Annotated in this window: 20 protein-coding genes and 1 riboswitch; of the genes, 11 read left to right on the top strand and 9 right to left on the bottom strand. The window is 43.3% G+C overall.

All coding sequences use genetic code 11. The features are described 5' to 3' along the window. Window positions 1-65: 65 nt before the first annotated feature. On the bottom strand, window positions 66-422 hold the full coding sequence (locus tag QNI08_RS17115; protein ID WP_285768611.1) for a hydrolase: 357 nt from the start codon (window positions 420-422) through the stop codon (window positions 66-68). A 154-nt stretch (window positions 423-576) separates the two neighbouring features. On the opposite strand from QNI08_RS17115, the gene QNI08_RS17110 reads away from it, so the two are divergent. From QNI08_RS17110 to QNI08_RS17100, 3 genes are all read left to right on the top strand, one after another. Beyond that, the gene (locus QNI08_RS17110) at window positions 577-1,239 is read left to right on the top strand and encodes a hypothetical protein (protein ID WP_285768610.1); all 663 of its coding nucleotides are present in this window, start codon (window positions 577-579) and stop codon (window positions 1,237-1,239) included. 164 nt (window positions 1,240-1,403) lie between these two features. Then, entirely contained in the window at window positions 1,404-2,624 is a 1,221-nt protein-coding gene (locus QNI08_RS17105) for a S1C family serine protease (RefSeq protein WP_285768609.1), read from the top strand. Between the two features lie 535 nt (window positions 2,625-3,159). Then, window positions 3,160-3,465, top strand: coding sequence for a hypothetical protein (locus QNI08_RS17100; protein ID WP_285768608.1), 306 nt, complete (start codon window positions 3,160-3,162; stop codon window positions 3,463-3,465). Window positions 3,466-3,484: 19 nt separating this feature from the next. Here QNI08_RS17100 and qoxD read toward each other — a convergent pair whose 3' ends face one another. The 6 genes from qoxD to QNI08_RS17070 form a co-directional block, all read right to left on the bottom strand. Next, entirely contained in the window at window positions 3,485-3,769 is a 285-nt protein-coding gene (gene qoxD, locus QNI08_RS17095; RefSeq protein WP_285768691.1) for a cytochrome aa3 quinol oxidase subunit IV, read from the bottom strand. Window positions 3,770-3,776: 7 nt separating this feature from the next. Then, window positions 3,777-4,373 (bottom strand): cytochrome aa3 quinol oxidase subunit III, encoded by a 597-nt coding sequence (gene qoxC, locus QNI08_RS17090; protein WP_285768607.1) that lies wholly within the window; start codon window positions 4,371-4,373, stop codon window positions 3,777-3,779. Continuing rightward, window positions 4,370-6,319 carry a cytochrome aa3 quinol oxidase subunit I gene (gene qoxB, locus QNI08_RS17085; RefSeq protein ID WP_285768606.1) on the bottom strand — a complete coding sequence of 650 codons (1,950 nt, stop codon included), beginning with the start codon at window positions 6,317-6,319 and terminating at the stop codon, window positions 4,370-4,372. Before qoxB ends, qoxC begins: the two co-directional genes overlap by 4 nt. Before the next feature lie 55 nt (window positions 6,320-6,374). Further along, a complete protein-coding gene (gene qoxA, locus QNI08_RS17080) occupies window positions 6,375-7,292 on the bottom strand; it encodes a cytochrome aa3 quinol oxidase subunit II (protein ID WP_285768605.1) in 918 nt (305 codons plus the stop codon). 474 nt (window positions 7,293-7,766) lie between these two features. Further along, on the bottom strand, window positions 7,767-7,901 hold the full coding sequence (locus QNI08_RS17075) for a BA3454 family stress response protein (protein ID WP_285768604.1): 135 nt from the start codon (window positions 7,899-7,901) through the stop codon (window positions 7,767-7,769). Between the two features lie 254 nt (window positions 7,902-8,155). Continuing rightward, window positions 8,156-8,992 (bottom strand): DMT family transporter, encoded by an 837-nt coding sequence (locus tag QNI08_RS17070; RefSeq protein ID WP_285768603.1) that lies wholly within the window; start codon window positions 8,990-8,992, stop codon window positions 8,156-8,158. A gap of 149 nt (window positions 8,993-9,141) precedes the next feature. Further along, window positions 9,142-9,187, top strand: a riboswitch (PreQ1 riboswitch). 106 nt (window positions 9,188-9,293) lie between these two features. Here QNI08_RS17070 and queF point away from each other — a divergent pair. Next, window positions 9,294-9,791, top strand: a complete 498-nt coding sequence (gene queF / locus QNI08_RS17065; RefSeq protein WP_285768602.1) for a preQ(1) synthase — start codon at window positions 9,294-9,296, stop codon at window positions 9,789-9,791. 349 nt (window positions 9,792-10,140) lie between these two features. Continuing rightward, a complete protein-coding gene (locus QNI08_RS17060) occupies window positions 10,141-11,487 on the top strand; it encodes an aspartate kinase (RefSeq protein WP_285768601.1) in 1,347 nt (448 codons plus the stop codon). 636 nt (window positions 11,488-12,123) lie between these two features. On the opposite strand, the gene QNI08_RS17055 is transcribed toward QNI08_RS17060, so the two are convergent. Next, window positions 12,124-12,684 (bottom strand): nitroreductase family protein, encoded by a 561-nt coding sequence (locus QNI08_RS17055; protein WP_285768600.1) that lies wholly within the window; start codon window positions 12,682-12,684, stop codon window positions 12,124-12,126. A gap of 454 nt (window positions 12,685-13,138) precedes the next feature. Here QNI08_RS17055 and QNI08_RS17050 point away from each other — a divergent pair, with 454 nt between their 5' ends. The 4 genes from QNI08_RS17050 to QNI08_RS17035 all read left to right on the top strand — a co-directional run bounded on the left by QNI08_RS17050 (window position 13,139) and on the right by QNI08_RS17035 (window position 18,661). Next, entirely contained in the window at window positions 13,139-14,887 is a 1,749-nt protein-coding gene (locus QNI08_RS17050; RefSeq protein ID WP_285768599.1) for an ABC transporter ATP-binding protein, read from the top strand. Next, a complete protein-coding gene (locus QNI08_RS17045; RefSeq protein WP_483313791.1) occupies window positions 14,841-16,652 on the top strand; it encodes an ABC transporter ATP-binding protein in 1,812 nt (603 codons plus the stop codon). Before QNI08_RS17050 ends, QNI08_RS17045 begins: the two co-directional genes overlap by 47 nt. A gap of 199 nt (window positions 16,653-16,851) precedes the next feature. Next, window positions 16,852-17,430 carry a TetR/AcrR family transcriptional regulator gene (locus tag QNI08_RS17040; protein ID WP_285768597.1) on the top strand — a complete coding sequence of 193 codons (579 nt, stop codon included), beginning with the start codon at window positions 16,852-16,854 and terminating at the stop codon, window positions 17,428-17,430. 28 nt (window positions 17,431-17,458) lie between these two features. Beyond that, window positions 17,459-18,661, top strand: a complete 1,203-nt coding sequence (locus QNI08_RS17035) for an MFS transporter (RefSeq protein WP_285768596.1) — start codon at window positions 17,459-17,461, stop codon at window positions 18,659-18,661. 81 nt (window positions 18,662-18,742) lie between these two features. Here QNI08_RS17035 and QNI08_RS17030 read toward each other — a convergent pair whose 3' ends face one another. After that, window positions 18,743-18,955: a hypothetical protein gene (locus QNI08_RS17030; protein ID WP_285768595.1), complete on the bottom strand. Its 213-nt coding sequence runs from the start codon at window positions 18,953-18,955 to the stop codon at window positions 18,743-18,745. A gap of 400 nt (window positions 18,956-19,355) precedes the next feature. On the opposite strand from QNI08_RS17030, the gene QNI08_RS17025 reads away from it, so the two are divergent. Then, window positions 19,356-21,413 (top strand): carbon starvation CstA family protein, encoded by a 2,058-nt coding sequence (locus tag QNI08_RS17025; RefSeq protein ID WP_285768594.1) that lies wholly within the window; start codon window positions 19,356-19,358, stop codon window positions 21,411-21,413. A 13-nt stretch (window positions 21,414-21,426) separates the two neighbouring features. Further along, window positions 21,427-21,630 carry a YbdD/YjiX family protein gene (locus tag QNI08_RS17020; RefSeq protein WP_285768593.1) on the top strand — a complete coding sequence of 68 codons (204 nt, stop codon included), beginning with the start codon at window positions 21,427-21,429 and terminating at the stop codon, window positions 21,628-21,630. Window positions 21,631-21,720 lie beyond the last annotated feature (90 nt).

The following is a 21,720-nucleotide window of genomic DNA, read 5'->3' as shown; positions in this document are numbered from 1 at the left end:
GCTTTGATGCCATCAAAGAAATGGCACTGTTTGACATGAGTGTTTTTTAGGCTCTGTCGATGGTATTATTTGAAATTCTGCACTTCCTGATTGCCCTCAAACTTATTATCCTCCAATATGCCGATTTCCTTGATATGATTACGGGCATTTTCATCGCCCAATCGATAAATGATGGCATAAAGCTTTTTCATGGCTGCGTCGTATTTATCATTGGCCCGGTCATGATGATAGAGGAGATAAGGTACATGTGAGCGGGCATATGACTCCATATCATCTTTGTGGTGCTCTTCCAAGCATTGTTTCAATTCCGCCAATTCCTCATCCGTTGCGTGTATCGTGAAGCTTGGGTTTTCTTCAAGTTTCTGTCCCAGTACATCACCGCTGACCAAATCGACGTGATAGGTCTGTTTTTCATGTGTCATTTTTACTCAACATCCTTTCAAGCGTTTACCTATGATGTACCACTATTTGTAAAAAGTAATCATAAAAGAGAACATTTCCAAAAAAATAAAAAATCGTATCCATGCAAATTCGTTTAAACTGGATATATAGATTGGAAAAATGAGGAGTGAGACGATGAAGAAATCCTTCGTGATCATTGTCTGGATGACCTTGATTGCTTCAGGCTGCGTAACAAGGAATTTCAATTCGAATATGGATTTGGGGAAAAGTCAGTTACATGAGGAAAATTATTTAGAAGCCCACGAGGCATTTGAATTAGCCTATAAAGAAGCGAAAACGACGAAAGCAAAAGAGTTGATGGATCTTTCCGGCTTTCTTGCAGACGGAATGAAGAATTATGAAGACCAGGTTTTTAAGTCGGCCCAAGTTGAATTTAATGCTGCATCCTCCTACAAAGCAAAATCCGGCGAGGGGAAGTTCCTGGTTTCAAAGGCAAAGGAGATGATTTCCGTATCTCAATCCGACAACATTGAACCAGGTGATGGAACTGATGATGATTCGAATACGGGCTCGTTAAAATCCAGTTCGGAGAAGCAGGCTGGACCAGCGAATGACAAAGCGCTGAGTGAAAATGAGGCAGAAAAGCTTGTAAGAGCATACGTGGACATGAATAAATTCCCGCATTTACAAATCAAATATGCTCGTGAGGATAAAAAGGGCAATTATATATTCCAGGTTTACGAAGCTGACCACAAAAGCAAGGGGAGCGGTCACAGGGCGACATGGGGCTGGTATGGTGTGAATGCGGAGACGAAAGCGGTTTTTGAAGTCATGTAAGAAGCCGGGAGCAGGGGACAGGGTGCAGCCATTTATATTGCACACTTCGATATATAAAGCTAAAGAATTACAAGTTTTTTGGAAAAGGATTGATTTCTTAAGAATTTTTTAATAATCCCCGTTTAATATAGTATCCATCAAAGGAAATCCTAGGAGGGATTAAGATGGAGAATTATAATGGCAATGAACAAGTCCGGGTGAAGGAAGAACGAAAAAAGGGGAAATCACTTTGGATGACTAGTCTTGTCTCCGGTACGGTTGCTTCCATGGTTACATCTTCTGTATTTTTATTTGGCGGTGATTTCATAGATCAAGAAAAAAATCCTGTGGCTGGTTCAGCTCAGACGGCAAGTGTTACGCAACCGGATGGAGGTGTCACGACGCAAAAGCTGTCGGCAGGCACCGATTCAAGAGATCGGGCAAATATGGTAGAGGCTGCATCAAAATCGATTGTCGGGGTCGTGAATCTACAGGAAACACAAAATCAAAATCCGTTCCAGCAGCAAAGCACGGAAAGTGAAAAGGTAGAGACCGGGACCGGATCGGGGGTCATTTATAAAAAAGACAATGGAAAAGCCTATATCATCACGAATAATCATGTCATTGAGGGCGCCAAGGAAGTCGAAATTTCCTTATATGACGGAAAAAAGGCAACAGCTGCCGTTGTTGGGGCCGATGCATTGACAGATTTAGCGGTTTTGACAATCGATGCTTCAAAGGCTCCGGATGGAATTAAGTTTGGAAACTCGGATGATATGCGCCCGGGTGAGGAGGTACTGGCCATCGGAAATCCGCTTGGACTTGATTTTTCACGTTCGGTTACACAAGGAATCGTCAGTGCGACGGGACGCTCCATTTCAGTCGATACATCGGAAGGGGCTTGGACGCTGGATGTCATCCAAACGGATGCCGCAATTAATCCAGGGAACAGCGGCGGGGCATTAATCAACACGGCTGGCGAAGTTATCGGGATTAACAGTTTGAAGATATCGGAAAGTGGCGTCGAAGGGTTAGGCTTTGCGATACCAAGCAATGATGTGATCCCGATCGTTACCGAACTGATTGAAAAAGGAAAAATCACCCGCCCATACTTGGGTGTCAGCTTGGCCAGTATTGAAGAACTGCCGCAGTATTACCTTCAAGATGTACCTGAGGCTGCAAAAACAGGTGTTATGATCACGAGTATAGAAGCTGGATCGGCTGCTGATAAGGGCGGCCTTAAGCAACAGGATATCATCATGGAACTTGACGGAACGAAAATCAGTACGGCTGCACAATTAAGGAAGTACTTATACACAGATAAAAAAATCGGCGATAAAGTGAAGGTTAAGGTATATCGGGGCCAAGAAGAAAAAACGGTAACGATCACATTGCAAAAATCATAGGCAGAGAGGAGGCCCCCTGATGATCAAATCAATTCAGGGGGCCTTTAGTTTATAGGCAAAGGGATCTGGAAATCTTTCATTATTGCTTAGCACTTTAATAGTTCTATGGGCAGCCAAGGTAAAGAGCTAAACATCCTCATATATAAAATAAGAAACCATCTTTCATACAAGGATGTTTTTAGTACGCTGCAGCATAGCTTTGGAATGGCAATCCGGAGCCTCTCCGGCAACTGTGGCCACAAACCTATCTTCTAGCTTATCTAAATTTGGAGGATTCCTGCAGAACCATTCAGGGATGCCCATTTTTAATAGTTCAGGCCTCATGATAGGTAGTGTATAGAAAAGGGATATAGAGGGAAAAACTAATAGTGTATTTATCCTGTTTTGCTAATATTTCCATCTAGTCATGAATGCCTAAAGTCAAGTGATGGCTTAGTCTATTTGTCAAGAATTTCTACTGTTTATATGTTGAAAAATAGAAAAGATTTGACAAATTTGTGAATTATCATAAAATAGAAAGAAAGGGGATGAAATCATGGAAGCTAATCAGAAGATGTTGGATGCAGTGAGATGGGTATCGGGCACAGGTTGTGTAATCGGAATATTCATTTTTTGTTTAAGTTTTTTTGTAAGCGATTACAATAAGGACTATATACTAACCGCTGTAGGTATGGCCATCACACTAAGCGCAGCCGCCATTTTTCTAGTTGGTATATTTTTTGTCCTGACAGAAGAAATGGTGATGAATACACATAAGGGTGAAAGAGTTGAACCGGAGACGACCAAGATCATCAAAATGAAAACAAAAGCGAAAACAAAAAGAAGAAGGGTGTCAATATGACACCCTTCTTTTTAAGCTATTATTGGTAGCCCCAAATCATTGTAAGCAGTGTACCGAATATGGTAACCAAAGCAATGAATAGAGCGTAATAGACGTTTGTGTAGATGGCTTTCTTATCCTCGGATTCACCAGCATGCATGAACATGACCAGCTGAACGCCGGCTTGCATGAATGCAGTCACTAGAAGGACGATCATACCCGTTTTGAAAGAAAGGTCATATACAACTACACCAAGAGCAACGGCTGTAAGAACCATGGAGAATATGAATCCCATAACATGTCCGCGTGGGAATAGCTGTTTCATATTCATATTACATCATTCCTTTCAGGTAGACGAAGCTGAAGATGAAAATCCAAACAACGTCTAGGAAATGCCAGTATAGGGAGTAGATGAACGCTTTGTTCGTCGTTTCCGGTGTCAAACCGCGCTTCTTGACTTGAAGTACGATGAAGAGTCCCCAGAATAAACCGAGCGTTACGTGAGCGCCATGCGTTCCAAGCAAGGTTAACAAGATGGACGTGAACGCACTTACTTGCAGCCCTGCACCGATATGAACATAGTGCTTGAACTCAAAGATCTCAGTGCCAAGGAAACCTGCTCCAAGTGCAAGAGTGATGATGAAGAAAACCATCATTGCATTCTTGCTGCCATGGCGCATTGCATTAATTCCAAGGCCGATGGTGAAACTACTAGTCAATAGCAGGATCGTTTCAATCAGAACTGGCGTAACCTCAAATATATCTGCACCAATAGGTCCGTTTCCGGTCCTGTTAACCAGTGTGAAGTATGTTGCAAACAGTGTTGCGAAAAGCGCGATTTCAGCTCCAAGGAAAATCCAGAAACCTAAAATCTTTAATCGGTTTTCTTCTGTACTATATTCAAGTGGCAGCGAGTTATCTATTTTCATGCGTTAGCACCTCGCAATTTTTTTTCTGTTTCTTCTATCTCTTCAACGGAGATATGATGACCGTGATCTTTTTCAAATGAACGATGGGCCATGCAAGCAAAGATTCCAAGTGTCGAAATGATTGCGAAGATCCACATGCTGAATACCATGGCAAATCCCCATACGAAGAAGATGATGCCCAGTACGAACGGAACGCCGCTGTTATTTGGCATATGAATTTCTTTGTACTTGCCTTTGAACAATGCTGGACCATTATTTTTTGAATCCCAGAATGCTTGTGAAGAATCAACTTCAGGTACGATAGCGAAGTTGTATTCAGGAACTGGACTGTGAGTAGCCCATTCCAATGAACGTGCATTCCACGGATCGCTTGTAACATTTCTTGGTGCATAACGAGTGCTCCAGTATATGTTGTACACAAGGAATGCGAAACCAATCAATAATCCAAGTGCACCGACGAATGAAAGCAGGTTCAATGGACCATATCCTGTCGCTTCTGAATATGTGTACATACGACGTGCTTGACCATCCAAACCTGTGATGAACATTGGGAAGAACGTTACGTTAAATCCGACTACGATGAACCAGAAAGCCCATTTCCCAATTCTTTCGCTCAATTGGAAGTTGAAGATTTTTGGCCACCAGTACGTAAACCCAGCAAGTACGGCAAACACTGTACCCGGAATCAATACGTAGTGGAAATGCGCCACCAAGAACATGGTGTTGTGATATTGGTAATCGGCACTTGCCATTGCAAGCATGACGCCCGTTACCCCACCGATCGTGAAGATCGGAATGAAAGCTAAAGAGTAAAGCATTGGAACGGTGAATTCGATTTTCCCTTTCCAAAGCGTGAATAACCAGTTAAAGATCTTGATTCCCGTCGGAACGGCAATCGCCATCGTTGTAATCGAGAAGATACCGTTAACCATTGCACCGTGACCCATCGTGAAGAAATGGTGAGCCCATACAACGAATGATAGAACGGAAATGGCAACCATAGAGACAACCATTGATTTATAACCATAAAGGTTACGACGTGCAAAAGTAGAAATGATCTCACTGTAAATACCGAAGGCAGGCAAGATAACGATATAAACCTCAGGGTGTCCCCAAATCCAGAACAAGTTGGCCCAGAGCATATCCGATCCGCCGTTAGCCATTGTAAAGAAGTTAGTTCCAAACAGACGGTCCATTGTCATTAACGCCAATGCCACTGTCAATACAGGGAAAGCGAAGACGATGATAAGGTTCGTAATAAGGATTGACCATGTGAACATCGGCATTTTCATCAATGTCATACCAGGTGCTCTCATTTTCAAAATTGTTACGATAAAGTTGATACCAGTCATCAATGTACCGATACCTGCGATCTGAATCGCGATCGCGTAATAGTTCATCCCAACGGATTCACTGAATTCCACACTCGCTAACGGGAAGTAAGCTGTCCAACCTGCATCAGGTGAACCACCGACTACGAACGAGATGTTGAATAACATGGCACCCCAGAAGAACAACCAGAAAGAAACTGCGTTCAAACGAGGGAAAGCTACGTCACGTGCCCCAATTTGCAGAGGAGTGACGATATTCATTAAACCGATGATGAATGGCATGGCCATGAACAGGATCATAACGACCCCATGTGTTGTGAAAATTTCATTGTAATGCTGTCCATCCAACAATCCATTATCAGGTATTGCTGTTTGAGCACGCATCAATATTGCGTCGGCTCCACCACGGAAAAGCATAAGTAGTGCAGCAAGAATGTACATGATACCAATACGTTTATGGTCAACTGTTGTGAACCACTCGCGCCAAAGGTAGCCCCACTTTTTAAAATAGGTTACGCCTACTAGTATTGCAAGTACTGTAACCGCGATTGCGATCTGTGAACCGACAATCATAGGGGAGCTGTGTGGTACGGCAAATCTATCAAAGTAATCCATACTCTTTGTGACTCCTTTCGAAAAGTTCATCTAAATAACTGCTTGAGATTTTAACTTAATGTTGGTGCTCTGTTTCTGCTTCATCTGCTTTTTTTGAATCTTCGTGATTAGAATGTTCCGATTCACCTTTGCCTGAAGCACCGTGATTATGCTCTGGAGCTGGTCTGAAGTCAAGGTGCGTTCCGTTAAATGTGTATTGTCCAACGTGACCTGGTTCCAATAGTTTATCAAATTCACTTTCCGTCAATTTCTTAGCGGTACCGTGAATTTCGTCAACCCATTTCGTGTATTCTTCTTCAGGCATTGCCTTAACATTGAAAGTATGCTCAGCAAAACCTGCACCACTGAAGTTGGCGTTTCTTCCCATATACTCACCAGGCGTTTCTGCTGCTAAGTGCAAAGTGTTCACCATGTCACTCATCGCATATTTTTGTCCGCCTAGCTGTGGAATCCAAAAGCTTGAGATTGGTCCGTAAGAATAAAGTTTAAATTCGATTGGTCGGTTTGTTGGTATGAACAAGTAGTTTACTGTTTCGATATCCTCTTCTGGATAACTGAAATGCCACTTCCAATTTGAAGATGCAGCATAAATGATTAATGGTTCTTGATCTTCATATCCTTTTGGTGTAGCCTCGACTTCATTTGTCGAACGAACACTGACAACTGAAAGGAATATGACGATTAGGATCGGGATGATTGTCCAGATCGCTTCGAGAACGTGACTTCCTTCAACGTGAGGTGGCACATAGTCATCGCTCGTCTTGGAAGCGCGATATTTAAATAACATAATTGCATAGAGAATGACAACGACTAAGACAATGATTAACATCGTCCAAATTGAAATCATGATCACATTAGCTTGGTTTGCTGCTACAGGACCCTTCGGATCAAGCACAGCTAATGGGTTGTCGCAACCAGTTAGTACGGTGGCGATGGAAAAAATTATAGTTAATAAAGCCCATTTCATTTTCATATAGATACCCCTTTCTTTCTTTATTGGAAATTCTAAATAACAAGTTATTCAGAGTGAGTGTTACATTGTTCACAAACTGACGTCTCTATATTAGTATCATATATGGAAAAAAACAATCAAAAGTGACATATGTCACAAAAAGTTCATGAAGAGATAGTGAAAGAATAGGATATGAGCTTATTAGTTGGATATATAATAAGAAAAGAAGTATAATAGCTTATTAACTTCTTTCAATTATAAGCTGTTTTTAATTGAAATTTATTCTCAAAAAAACCATTCGTGAATTGGTAAAATTTCAATAAAATTACATTAGAATAATATTACATTTGAAAGCGTTTTATAAGTAGAGGGGTATGGGGATTTTATTTGTTTTTCACTATAAAAAAACAATGATTTATCGCTCGGATAAGTTGGGGAATTTAGCCTAAAACGCAATAAAAAAAGCAGGTATCTAAAAACGATGCCTGCTTCTTATTATTCACTCCATTGCTTCTGAACCTGATCGAGGGCCTTTTGTAAAATCTGTGCCTGATTCGCATTAGGTTCCGTGAGTACATTCGTTTGGTAGGATTTCCCTTTATAATCAACTTTCACTGTAACTTTTACCATGATTCATCTTTCCTTTCCTGTCTTGGATATTTAGGCTGATGGGATGGGTGTACGCTTCTTGTATACCCAGAGGAGTCGATTTCTCAAACATTTTGAAAGTAACGAGGTTCCATAACTTAATATTCATAATTATCTGATATTTTATGAAAATTGTCAATATTTTTATGAGGGTAAGGTCATTAAAAGTGAAAATGCTGTTCAGGAAATCCTTCTTCGTTAAAAAGGAACGGCCCTGCACTGGCAGGGCCGTTTCTCTATATTTTAGTTAAGATGATCCCGATCAAGGCAGCTAAAACACCTGCTATTTGATAGGATTTCAATTTCTCCTTGAATAAATAACAACCGGCAAAAACCACGATCAAACAGTTTAGGCTCACCACTGGAAAAATGATGCTGGCAATTCCGGTATTTAAAGCGAAGAAATAGCAAACATAAGCGATGATGCTTAATAAACCTACGAGAGAGCCGATTTTCACTTCGCTCAACTGGAGTTTATCTTTCTTCATACCCGAGGCCGCCATTAGATAAAGAGTTCCGCCACCATACATCGAGACCAGGATATCCAGGGAGTTCAGATGCAGGCGTGTAGTTGTTGTCATCAAGATCCCGAGCACACCAAATGAGAATATTGCAAATAATGTATGCATCATCCAGGGCAAATATTGGTGATTGCCCTTAGCGTTAGGGGTATATTGAATGACAAGTGTAGCAAGGAGCATGCAGGCGATTCCGCTCCATTGCAAAGAAGAAATATGCTCATGAAAAATGATCGCAGCACAAAGGATGGGGAAAATCGCATTCGCCGCAATCAACGGTGAAGTCAAACTTGCCGGTCCCTTTTCAAACGCACTGCCCATCTGGATATTCCCGTTAGCATTAAGGATTCCGATTGCAGCTCCAAGCATGATGGATAGCCAATTTGTGGTCAAACCATCTACGATTCCTCCATACAATAATGCCATGATGAAGGCTGTAAAATAAAAGAAAAATTGGATATGTATCTTGGAGTACCCTTTTCCGCTGCTCCATTTGAAAATGCTGTTATTGATACCGAAACATATGCTGGTGATGAGTGCTGCAAAAATCCACATTTGTATACTCTCTTCCTTCAGGTAGGATATCTTCATTTCCATTTTAAGCGGAATATAGGCAGGAATCAAACTCATTTTACAAGAGTTTGATTGACAGACGGGATATTTTTTTCTATATTTACTATAACTATTTTAAATATTTCCCGATAATGGGAGAGGTTCATAGCATCACCCTCTTAAAAAAACTATGGCTTTGATATTTTTCGCTAATCAACCATATCTTTTTAAAGATATGGTTTTTGTTATATAGAGGCCCCTTTTATGAATCTCCCCCGACAAGCGTGGAAGAGGAGGATTTTTTATGTCTGGAAGAAAAGAAGAGGAATTAAAGGATATTACATTGCTTGGGAATCAAGGAACCCAATATACATTCGACTATGCACCAGAAATTCTTGAGTCATTCGATAACAAGCACCCTAACCGCGACTATTTCGTCAAATTCAATTGCCCGGAGTTCACCAGCCTATGCCCGATCACCGGACAGCCTGACTTTGCAACCATATACATCAGCTATATTCCAAGCGTGAAGATGGTGGAGAGCAAGTCTTTAAAATTGTACTTATTCTCATTCCGTAACCACGGTGATTTCCATGAAGATTGTATGAATATCATCATGAACGACCTCATTCAATTGATGGACCCGAAATATATTGAGGTTTGGGGCAAATTCACACCCCGGGGCGGAATTTCCATCGACCCTTATACGAACTACGGGAAGCCGGGGACGAAGTATGAAGAAATGTCGCATTACCGCTTGATGAATCATGACTTGTACCCTGAAACTGTTGATAATCGTTAAAAGTTGAAAAATGTGGACAAAAGGGTTTCGAAGGCATTCCTTCCGAAACCCTTTTGAATAGTATTGACCCCCCTAACGCAGTCCGCGAATTTATGATTATATGCAGAGTGGAATGGGAACGGAAGGCATACGATACTCCTGCAGGGTGCGAGGTTCATGAAAGAAGGAGACAACCTATATATTCGCTTTTTTCTTTACCTGTTATCGTACAGTTTTGTTGTTGATTTGTCCTTTTTAAAAACACAAATGTCCTCCTATAATGGATTTATGCTTGATTGTTTCGTTGAAAAACGTAATAATAGGGAGAGTTAATGTTGACAGAATTTTTATAATAATAGGGGATGTCGAGATGAAGGTTGCGAAGTTTGGCGGAAGTTCACTTGCGTCAGGTGAACAGATTAAGAAGGTATTCGATATTGTGGCAGCTGACCCGGAGAGGAAGTTTGTCGTCGTTTCGGCTCCCGGTAAACGCAATTCCGATGATACAAAGGTGACGGATTTATTGATCGAGGCTGCAAAGCAGCAACTCCGTGGGGATAATGGCGAGCCCTTAATTGAAGAGGTGGTCGCACGATATGGGAATATCGCTAATGAGCTGGATATATCCGAGGAGGTCATCGCTGGGATTCGCGAAGATCTTCAGGCACTGTTACATGCAGATCAATCCAACCCGAAGCGTTACTTGGATGCTTTAAAGGCCAGTGGCGAGGACAATAATGCGAAGCTGATTGCGGCTTATTTTCAAAGGCGCGGAATCGAGGCGCAGTATATCAACCCGAAGAGAGCCGGCTTAATCGTATCGGATGAAGATGGATTTACCAAGGTGCTGCCAGAATCGTATGACCGGTTATATGATCTCCATGATGAGCCGGGAATCGTCGTATTTCCGGGGTTTTTCGGATATACATTAGATGGTGATGTATTAACGTTTTCAAGAAGCGGATCTGACATTACGGGTTCGATTCTTGCAAATGGCGTCAAAGCCGACTTGTATGAAAATTTCACCGATGTCGATGCTGTTTTTGCGGTTAATCCAAATGTCGTTTCCAATCCGAAGGGAATCAGGGAATTAACCTATCGCGAAATGCGAGAGCTTTCTTATGCTGGCTTTTCGGTATTTCATGATGAGGCGCTCATACCTGCTTTCAGGGCGGGAATACCCGTTCATATCCAAAATACGAACAATCCTGAGGCACAAGGGACCCGAATTGTGAGTACCCGAGATAATACGAATGGACCGGTTATCGGGATTGCAAGTGACAAGGGGTTTTGCAGTATTTACGTCAGTAAATATTTAATGAACCGCGAAGTCGGCTTTGGCCGGAAGCTGCTGCATATCCTTGAAGATTATGGCGTGGCCTATGAGCATATCCCATCGGGAATAGACGACGTGACACTCATTCTCAGACAGGACCAGATGAAGGGGGATTCCGAGAAGAAAATCATTTCGCGAATCAAGCAAGAATTACAAGCCGATGAAGTGATCGTGGAGCATAATCTGGCATTGATCATGGTTGTGGGCGAAGGTATGCGGCATAATGTCGGGACGACGGCAAGAGCCTCGAAAGCATTAGCGGATGCCAAGGTCAATATCGAAATGATCAACCAAGGCTCATCGGAAGTAAGCATGATGTTTGGTGTCAAAGAGCACAGTGAAGAGACGGCCATCCAGGCATTGTATCACGAGTTTTTTTGAGAATGAAAGTTCAGGGAGCGTCTTTTATAAGGGAGGGAACACTTAGCCGCTAAACATGCGGTTGAGTGTTTCCTCTTGTTCTTTATGGTCATGACATTGCCCGTATGTGGATAATGAACCCGAGTTAGAAGGGGTAAGTTATCCACCTCCAATCTGGAAAAATCCATCGAGTTTTACGAAGCTGTTTTTGGAGCGGAAATGCTAATGAAGGGAACTTTGACAGCCTACTTTTAATGGGTTACGGCTCGCCTTGAATTTAGAATAAGGATATAGGAAGTTTTATATAAACATGTTGTATCCCCATTGATGAAAAAGACTGTGATGAAATGTATATGAAATTGAAAAGCTTACAAGTGACTATCCTAACAGGTAGAGAGAGAGGAGCGAGGCAGGAAGTCTATTGATATTATTGATTTAGATGGACATGAGTTTGAATTCATACGGGGTCACTGCGGAAAGGCTGAATTATTATAAACAGGAAAAGTCCCATATGGCATGTTATAAATAGACTCCGCCGTTTTGGGACATGAAAAGATGTGCAACTCAAGTATAGAAGACTGGAACCTAAAAACGAAGCCTCCAATTTTCAAAGTGTCCTTATCAAAGGATCTTGAAAATTGGAGGCTTCGTTTAATATTAGTCCATGATAGTCATCAGCTGATCAATTTCTTTCCTTGGTCTTGGTGTAGGAATCATATCAGGATAGCCAACGTGCAGGCTGCCGACTATTTTTTCGCCTGGTTTCACGTCTAAAGCCTCACGGAATTCCTTGCTATGTATCATGCCGTATGTCTCCCATATCATCCCGATGCCCTGTTCCCAGGCAAGCAGGCTGAAATTCTGGATCAAGGCACTTGTAGCTGCATAATCCTCTTCACGTACCATCGGGTTCGGGTTTTCTTCCATGATCACCGCGACAAGCATCGGCACACCGTTCAGCTTGTTGAATCCACGCTGTCCAGCTTCTTTCTTCTTTTCGGGATCCTTTTCCTTGCCGGCCATGAAAGCGCGGGTTGCTTCTGCAAGCTTTAGGCGACTTTCGCCATGGACGACAATGAAGCGCCAAGGCTGGGTCATTTTATGGTTCGGAGCCCATGTAGACGTTTCCAATAATGTCCGGATGGTATCCAATGGAACAGGGATGTCCTTGAAACGCTTGATACTGCGCCGTCCTTTTATGATATCTTCCAGTTTCATATTCATCCTTCTCCTTCAATATATATGTATGGTTTATCATTTTCAAAAAGAAAAAATCCCCGGCTGCCTAATTTATGCTTCCAACGTGAATAAATTACTTGAATAAAGAGGGGGCAATATTCTAGTGACATGCATTCGCTAATGAGCATATAATTTTTCTAGGCACAGAGAAAGCCGGGGCGACATTGTAGCTATGTACAATATCAACAGGGTACGATAAGGGAATATCGTAAAAGTTTATCAAATTTCAGAGATCGATAATGAAATTGAAAATCATTATCAATTAGAATTTTGCCTTATTTCTTGTTTTTTGTCAATAGTATTTATTAAAAAAAATCAAATGATTCAACAATCTTTAAAATCAGGTTAAATCTTTTAATAAATCTGTATAAAAATGTATAATGAGAAGATAAAAGAATGCTATCTACATATGAAGAATCGAAGGGTGTCATAAATGAAAAAACTGTCCTCATTCCTTAAGCCATACTGGCTCCTGATCGTTCTTGCTTTATTCTTGATGATCGTCGAGCTTGGCGTTGAACTTTTACAACCTCTATTCATTGCAAAAATCATCGATGATGGCATTTTACAGAAAGATTTATCGGTGGTGATCAAATGGGGAAGCATCATGGTCGGGCTTTCCATTTTTTCATTTTTGGGCGGAATCGTTAATTCCTTTACTGCATCACATGTAAGTCAAAGTTTCGGTCATGATGTGAGGAAAACGTTATTCGGTAAAATACAGGCGTTCTCTTTTGCCAATCTGAACAATATCCCGACCTCTTCGTTGATTACAAGGATGACGAATGATGTGACTCAGCTTCAAAATACGGTTTTTATGGGGTTGCGGATCATGGCAAGAGCACCGTTGATCGTAATCGGAGGTGCGATCATGGCCATGACGGTCGATCTGAAGCTCTCGCTCGTTTTGGTGATTTCGATTCCGATTCTAGTTTTCTTCCTTGTGTGGGTCATGAAAAGGGCGGCAAAGCTGTTTAAGCTCGTTCAGACAAAGCTTGATGATGTCAATAATGTCATGAGGGAAAATCTTACAGGTATGCGCTTGATCAAGGCCTTTCTACGCAAGGAGCATGAGATTGGCCGGTTTGACGGGGCCAATGACCAACTGAAAAGAAAGACGATGAAGTCGCTTCGTTTAATTGAAACGACCATGCCTGTGCTGATGCTGGTCATGAATGGGGCAATCCTGATCATTCTCTGGCTTGGAAGCGAATTTATCGAAACAGGAAATATCAAGGTAGGGGAAGTCGTGGCAATCGTTAACTATGCAACAAGGATTGCCGCATCACTTTCGGTTTTTTCCTGGTTGATCACGGTCATTTCCCGAGCAAAGGCTTCAGCCGAACGTGTAACGGAAATATTCGAGACGCCGATTGATAGCGACGAAGGCAGGACGGAAGGCGGTGCCGATGGAGTCGAGGGCGGAGGCATCAGGTTCCATGATGTTTCTTTCCGTTATCCAGGTACCGATCATGCCGTGTTGAAGCATTTGAACTTCTCGATCGATCCCGGAGGTTCGCTTGCCATCATGGGAGCGACGGGTTCTGGGAAAACATCCTTGTTTCAGCTGATTCCAAGATTATATGAGGCTGATGGCGGCTCCATCCTTATTGATGAACTGGATGTGAAGGACATCCCTCTTGATTCACTGCGGAAAAGGATCGGCTACGTACCCCAGGAAGCCTTGCTTTTTTCTGGAACGATAAAAAATAACATTGCCTGGGGGAAAGAGGGGGCCACGGATGAGGAAATCAAGGCAGCGGCCATGCATGCCCAGGTCCATGAGACCGTAATGAAGCTTCCGAGGCAATATGAAACGCTCTTAGGGCAAAAAGGAGTGAATTTGTCAGGGGGGCAAAAGCAGCGGCTGTCGATTGCGAGGGCATTGGTGCGCAAACCGAAGATTCTCCTTCTTGACGATAGTACAAGCGCGCTCGATTTGAAAACGGAAAGCAAATTGCTCAGTGCTTTAAAGTCCTATACATGCACGACGATCATCATTACGCAGAAAATCAGTACAGCCATGGAAGCGGATAAAATCTTATTGCTGGAAAATGGTGAAGTGCTTGCTGAAGGGAAACATGAAGAATTGATCCAAACGAGTGAGCTTTATCGCAAAATCGTTCACTCACAGTATGGGGAGGAGGGGATATCGATTGAGCCGAAGAATATCTCCCGATAAATCAAAGGCAAAGCCACTTAACTCATGGAGTACGATAAGAAGGATCATTCCGTACTTGGCAACGAATAAAGGGCTTTTGTTTTGCGTCCTGTTCATGGTACTGGCAAGCTCGGTGCTTGGCTTGCTTGGCCCCTTTCTGGTCGGAAGGGCCATCGATGATTATATTGTCACGAAGGATAGTGCCGGGCTAATCAGCCTCCTCGTCGGGCTGCTTGGCGTTTACCTATTCTATTCCCTCTCGATGTGGCTGCAGAATTATTGGATGATCGGCATTGCGCAGGATACGGTCTATGCCATGCGCAATCAATTATTCAAAAAGCTTCACCAGTTGTCCATTCCATTCTTTGATAGGCGCCAGCATGGGGAATTGATGAGTCGGGTCACGAACGATATCGAGAATGTAAGCTCCACTTTAAACAGCTCGGTCATCCAGATTTTCTCCAGTTTGCTGACGTTGGTTGGGACAATCGGGGTCATGCTTTATTTGAGCCCATTGTTGACTTTACTGACCTTGATCATCGTTCCGCTCATGTTTTTTGGCTTGAGATGGATAACGAACCGCACCGGGAAGCTTTTTAAAGAGCAGCAAAAAAACCTGGGGGAATTGAATGGGTTCATCGAAGAAACGATTTCCGGCCAGCGGATCGTAAAGGCCTTCTCACAGGAAGATAAAGTGATTCGTGATTTTATCATCAGGAGTGAAAACCTGAAGAAGGCAGGATTTTTATCGCAATCATATTCGGGATTGATTCCAAAGCTGATGAATTTGTTGAACAACTTAAGTTTTACGGTAATAGCTGCTGTCGGTGGTTTTTTGGCGTTGAGCGGGATAGGGACGGTCACCATTGGTGTGATTGTTATCTTTACCGAATATTCAAGGCAATTCACCCGTCCGCTCAATGATCTTGCGAATCAATTCAATACACTCCTTTCTGCAGTTGCTGGTGCGGAACGGGTTTTCGCCATTTTGGATGAGAAAGAAGAAGAAGTGGATGAGATTCAGGCCACAGAGCTTCGGCATGTCAGTGGTGAGGTGGATTTTGAAGGGGTATCGTTTTCCTATACTGAAGAGGAACAAACGATTCATGATATCAGCTTTCATGCAGAAAAAGGAGAAACCATCGCGCTTGTAGGGCCTACCGGGGCAGGGAAGACGACGATCATTAACCTCTTGGCCAGGTTTTACGAGCCGAACAGCGGCAGGATCTTGATCGATGGCCAGAACATTCAGGAGGTAACACGGTCAAGTCTCCGTAAACATATGGGGTTCGTTTTACAGGATTCCTTTTTGTTTCAAGGTACGATTCGTGAAAATATTCGCTATGGCCGATTGGAGGCAGGAGATGGAGAGGTGGAAGCGGCAGCCAAGCTTGCCAATGCCCATTCCTTCATCATGAAGCTTCCGCGTGGATACGAGACCATCCTTAGACAAGATGGCAGCGGGATCAGTCAGGGACAACGCCAGCTTTTATCAATTGCCAGGGCCATTTTGGCCGATCCCGTCCTCTTGATCCTGGATGAGGCGACAAGCAGTATAGATACGATCACCGAGCTTAAAATCCAGGAAGCACTTCAGCGCTTGATGGAGGGAAGAACGTGTTTTGTCATTGCCCATCGCCTGAATACGATTCAGCAAAGTGACTTGATCCTCGTTCTTGATGAAGGCAGGATCATTGAAAAGGAATCCCATGATGAACTGCTCGGGCAAAAAGGTTTCTACTACGATTTATACCGCAGTTCAATCAAGGAAAATACGACAGGGTGATGTAAGGAATGTGTGCCGTCCGGCACGCATTTTTTTGTGTCTTATATGGGAAACTAACTTAATACGTGGGAAGATTTTCCAAGTGTTCGGCCCGAATTCCGTGAAGATTTTAAACGATAAGTGTTTTCCGCTTGCTTATATATATGTAATTTGCTAAGATAACTGACGAACGTTCGTTAAAATTCGAGAGGTGATAGGATTGAAAAGCAATGACATTAAAGAAGCTGCTCTTAAATATTTTACGATCCATGGTTATGAAGGAGCATCCCTTTCACAAATAGCAGAAGAAGTCGGCATGAGAAAGCAATCCATTTACGCCCATTTTAAAGGGAAGGATGATCTTTTTCTGAACGTTTTACGTGATGCGAAAGAGACGGAGCTAACTTCCAAGCTTCAATATTTCAGTAAAGTGGATTCAAACAACCCCGAGCAGGATTTATACGGATTCTTACAATTGATTATCGATCTTTTCCAAAAAAATGAGCATGTCAAGTTTTGGCTGCGGATGTCTTTTTTTCCGCCAGCCCATCTGGAGGAGGCCATTACCGAGGAAGTCATGGACATTGAGGAAAAGGTTCAGGTCATACTTGAACAGAAATTCCAGGGATGGATCGATGCCGGATTAATCATTGAAGAGGCAGCAATCACGCCGACTTTCGCTTTCCTTGGAGTAGTCGACTCAATCATGCTCGAGCTTGTTTACGGCAATGATGAGCAGCGGCTGAAGGACAAAGTGACGGCCTCCTGGACAGTGTTTTGGCGGGGTATTAGTGCATAAATGATTTACATGGGAAGAGGTGTACTGCATGGTTAAACCAATTAAAGAACAAAAGGCGGTATTGATCATATTGCTCAGCAATATATTCATCGCCTTTCTGGGAATCGGGCTCATCATCCCCGTCATGCCATCCTTGATGAACATCATGCATCTTTCGGGAAGTACGATGGGCTACCTTGTGGCCGTATTTGCGGTATCGCAGCTCGTGATGTCCCCGTTTGCAGGACGGTGGGTCGACCGTTACGGGAGAAAGAGGATCATCATTATCGGATTATTCCTTTTTGGCGTTTCAGAGCTTATCTTCGGTTTGGGCACGAATGTAGCCGTGTTTTATCTATCGAGGGTACTGGGGGGGATAAGTGCAGCTTTCATAATGCCGGGTGTTTCGGCATATGTTGCTGATATCACATCCGTTAAGGAACGCCCGAAGGCGATGGGGTATATCTCCGCTGCCATTAGCTTGGGCTTTATTATAGGGCCGGGAATCGGCGGGTTCGTTGCTGAGTATGGAATACGCTTGCCCTTCTTCCTTGCGGCATTGATTGCCTTCATTGCCTGCCTTACATCGATATTTATCTTAAAGGAACCGCTGACAAAGGCGCAGCTTGCAGAAGTTTCGGCTGAAGCAGGGGGAACGAACTTTTTGTACGATCTGAAAAAATCGCTTAATCCGCTTTTCTTTATTGCGTTTATCCTAGTTTTCGTTCTAGCATTTGGATTATCTGCCTATGAAACTGTCTTTAGCTTGTTTTCGGATCATAAATTCGGTTTCACACCGAAGGATATTGCCATGATCATCACGATAAGCTCTATCTTCGGGGTGGTTGTCCAAGTATTCATGTTCGGAAAAATGGTGGATATCCTTGGTGAAAAAAGGCTGATTCAGCTATGTTTGATCGTCGGTGCCATATTTGCGGTTGCCTCAACCTTGATCTCCAGCTATATGGCCGTTTTGGCGGTGACATGCTTCATCTTCCTAGCATTTGACTTGCTTCGTCCGGCGTTGACGACATTCTTATCGAAAGCGGGCGGAAAGGAGCAAGGCTTCGTTGCAGGCATGAACTCGACCTATACCAGCTTGGGGAATATCGTAGGACCGGCAATGGGAGGGATCCTTTTTGACGTAAACATCCACTATCCATATCTTTTTGCTGCAGTCATCATGGTCATTGGCCTTGGCATTACGGTCATCTGGAAGGAAAAACGATTGGCGGAAAGCTTAGCGCAGTAATCAGCTCTTGTGGAACCATCAACCGGCAGCACGAAGCCCCCTTGTCCATAGTGGAAAGGGGGCTTCGTGCTTTAGAATGCATCAAACACCATTATATTTTCTTTCTATTCTTTTAAGCTCATCCGAAAGTCCGAATAAGGTGTGCAATACGGCAGTTTGGATATATAGATTCATATAATTATCATTGCTTTTCTTTTGAAAAGATAAATCATGTTTTTCATCAATTATTCTAGTGATGCACTCATTGATTTCCGTCCACATTTCTTTCGTGCTTTCTTTCGTTTTAGTCTCCATATTCTCCCACTCCTTTTTTATTAGTCTATCCACTCTATTAAATTCTTATACTTATTTTCACGTATCAATATCCGACAAAATATCGGACAACCATCATTTACGAATGAAGATCGGTCGGCAAGGATTTCATACAAGCGCCCGCATTGATATAAAAAGTGAAGGTTATCTCGGTCATGGAAAGTATCTGGCGGATGGGAAGTGATGTATCGACAAAATCATTGTAAATTCATTACAAATTGACTAAATTCCTATTGCTAAAAATCCAATTAATAACATATAATTCAGAATATATATAAAATTCTTTAAATTGGATGATTTCGGGAGATTTAAGACCTGACATCATATGAAATGAAGGTTTTTTATAGTAAATCATTCGTTACAATGAGAGGAGATGGTTGAAATGAAAGCGCTTAAATCGGTCATTCTTTGGGGAATCATATCCGCTGTGGGGGCAGTGAGCTTTGGTTTCGTGGCTTTAAACCGCGGGGAAAGCATCAATGCCATGTGGATCGTCACAGCAGCACTCTGTGTATATTCCGTTGCCTATCGCTTTTATAGTAAATTCATTGCACAGAAAGTGTTTGAACTAGATGATAATCGCCAGACCCCTGCAGAAGCTAACAATGATGGGAAGGACTACGTACCTACTAATAAATGGGTGCTGTTTGGTCACCATTTTGCGGCAATTGCTGGGGCTGGCCCGCTTGTAGGCCCCATTCTAGCAGCCCAGATGGGATATTTGCCGGGGACACTCTGGCTTGTGGTAGGAGTCGTATTGGCTGGTGCTGTCCAGGATTTCATCATTCTCTTCGGTTCGATGCGCCGGAACGGCAAATCATTGGGTGAAATGATCAAAGAGGAAATTGGGCCAATTACAGGATTGATAGCCATGGTCGGCATCCTCGGCATCATGATCATCTTATTGGCTGTGCTTGCCCTTGTCGTCGTAAAGGCACTGGTGGGCAGCCCTTGGGGGATGTTCACGATCGCCTCGACGATCCCGATTGCCGTCCTCATGGGCATCTATATGCGCTATATTAGGCCAGGGCGTGTTGGTGAAGGCTCCATCCTTGGCATCATCTTATTGATGCTTGCGTTATACTTCGGCCGTTTTGTATCGGAAAGCGCGACATTGGCGCCAATGTTCACCTTCGAGGGGAAAACGATTGCCATCATGCTGATTGCATACGGATTCATCGCGTCCGTTTTGCCGGTATGGATGCTGCTGGCACCGCGTGATTACTTAAGTACGTTTTTAAAAATCGGGACGATCATCGGACTTGCGCTTGGAATCTTTCTCGTCATGCCAAGCCTTGAAATGCCTGCGGTCACACAATTCGTTAATGGGACAGGGCCTGTATTCTCTGGGAATCTATTCCCGTTCCTTTTCATCACGATCGCCTGTGGTGCAGTGTCGGGCTTCCATGCACTCGTTTCATCCGGTACAACTCCTAAAATGATTGAACGCGAATCCCATTCCCGTCCAATTGGTTACGGGGCGATGCTTACTGAATCATTCGTTGCCATCATGGCGATGATAGCAGCCTGTGTCCTGACGCCAGGCATTTATTTCGCGATTAACAGCCCGGGTGCGGTCGTGGGAACCGAGCCGGCTCAAGTGGCGGCGACGATATCGGATTGGGGCTTCGTTTTGACCCCGGAAATGATCACCGGCCTTGCGGATGATGTTGGGGAAGAGACCATCATCTCCCGTACCGGGGGGGCTCCAACCTTTGCAATCGGGATGGCCCACATCTTCTCGCAAGTGATTGGCGGAGCATCGCTAATGGCGTTTTGGTATCACTTTGCGATTCTCTTCGAGGCATTGTTCATATTGACAACCATTGATGCAGGAACAAGGGTGGGGCGTTTCATGATCCAGGATATCATCGGTACCTTCTATAAGCCATTTGCCGAAACGAATAAATGGCTGCCTAATATCATAGCGACGGCCCTTTGTGTAATTGGCTGGGGATATTTCCTTTATCAAGGGGTCATCGACCCGCTTGGCGGGATCAATACCCTCTGGCCGCTGTTTGGAATCGCGAATCAGATGCTTGCCGCCATTGCATTGCTGCTTGGGACGACAGTCCTCTTCAAGATGGGCAAAAAAGCATATACTTGGGTCACGCTTGTCCCGACTACCTTCTTATTAATCGTGACCATGACGGCTGGCTGGCAAAAGCTGTTCCATGAAAACCCGGCGATCGGCTTTTTAGCCCATAAGGATAAATTCAAGGCAGCTTATGATAAAGGAGAAGTCCTCGCACCTGCAGCGAATCTGGCCGAGATGAAGCAGGTTATCGTCAATGACTATGTGGATGCAGCGCTTTGTGCCATTTTCATGCTCGTTGTAATCATTGTCCTGATTTCTGCAATTAAGCTGTGGGTTAAAGTGCTGCAGAACCAGAAAATAGATTTGCATGAATCTCCTTATGTATCGAGAAGGACATCATGAGAAGGGGGTGACGATGTTGAAAAAGTTACTCAAGATACTAAGCTACAGAAAGCAGTTTGTCAGTTTGCTTGTCGGTGTGCCCAGTTATGAAACCTATGTGGCACATATGAAGGATCATCATCCGCAAGATCCGGTAAAGACCAGGAAGGAATTTTTTTGCGAAGCGCAAGATGAACGCTATAATGCCAAAGGTGGCAAAGTATCAAGATGCTGTTAATGGGATATATACGGTTGAAGGCTCCTCAATTTTGAGGAGCTTTTTCTTGTAGTGAAAGGCATGTGAGACATGAAGGACAAATGAATTGCT

The organism is Peribacillus folii, from assembly GCF_030271255.1.
GTDB lineage: Bacteria > Bacillota > Bacilli > Bacillales > DSM-1321 > Peribacillus.
The sequence above is the reverse complement of the archived record's forward strand: the minus strand, read 5'-3'. Positions and strand labels throughout refer to the sequence as shown.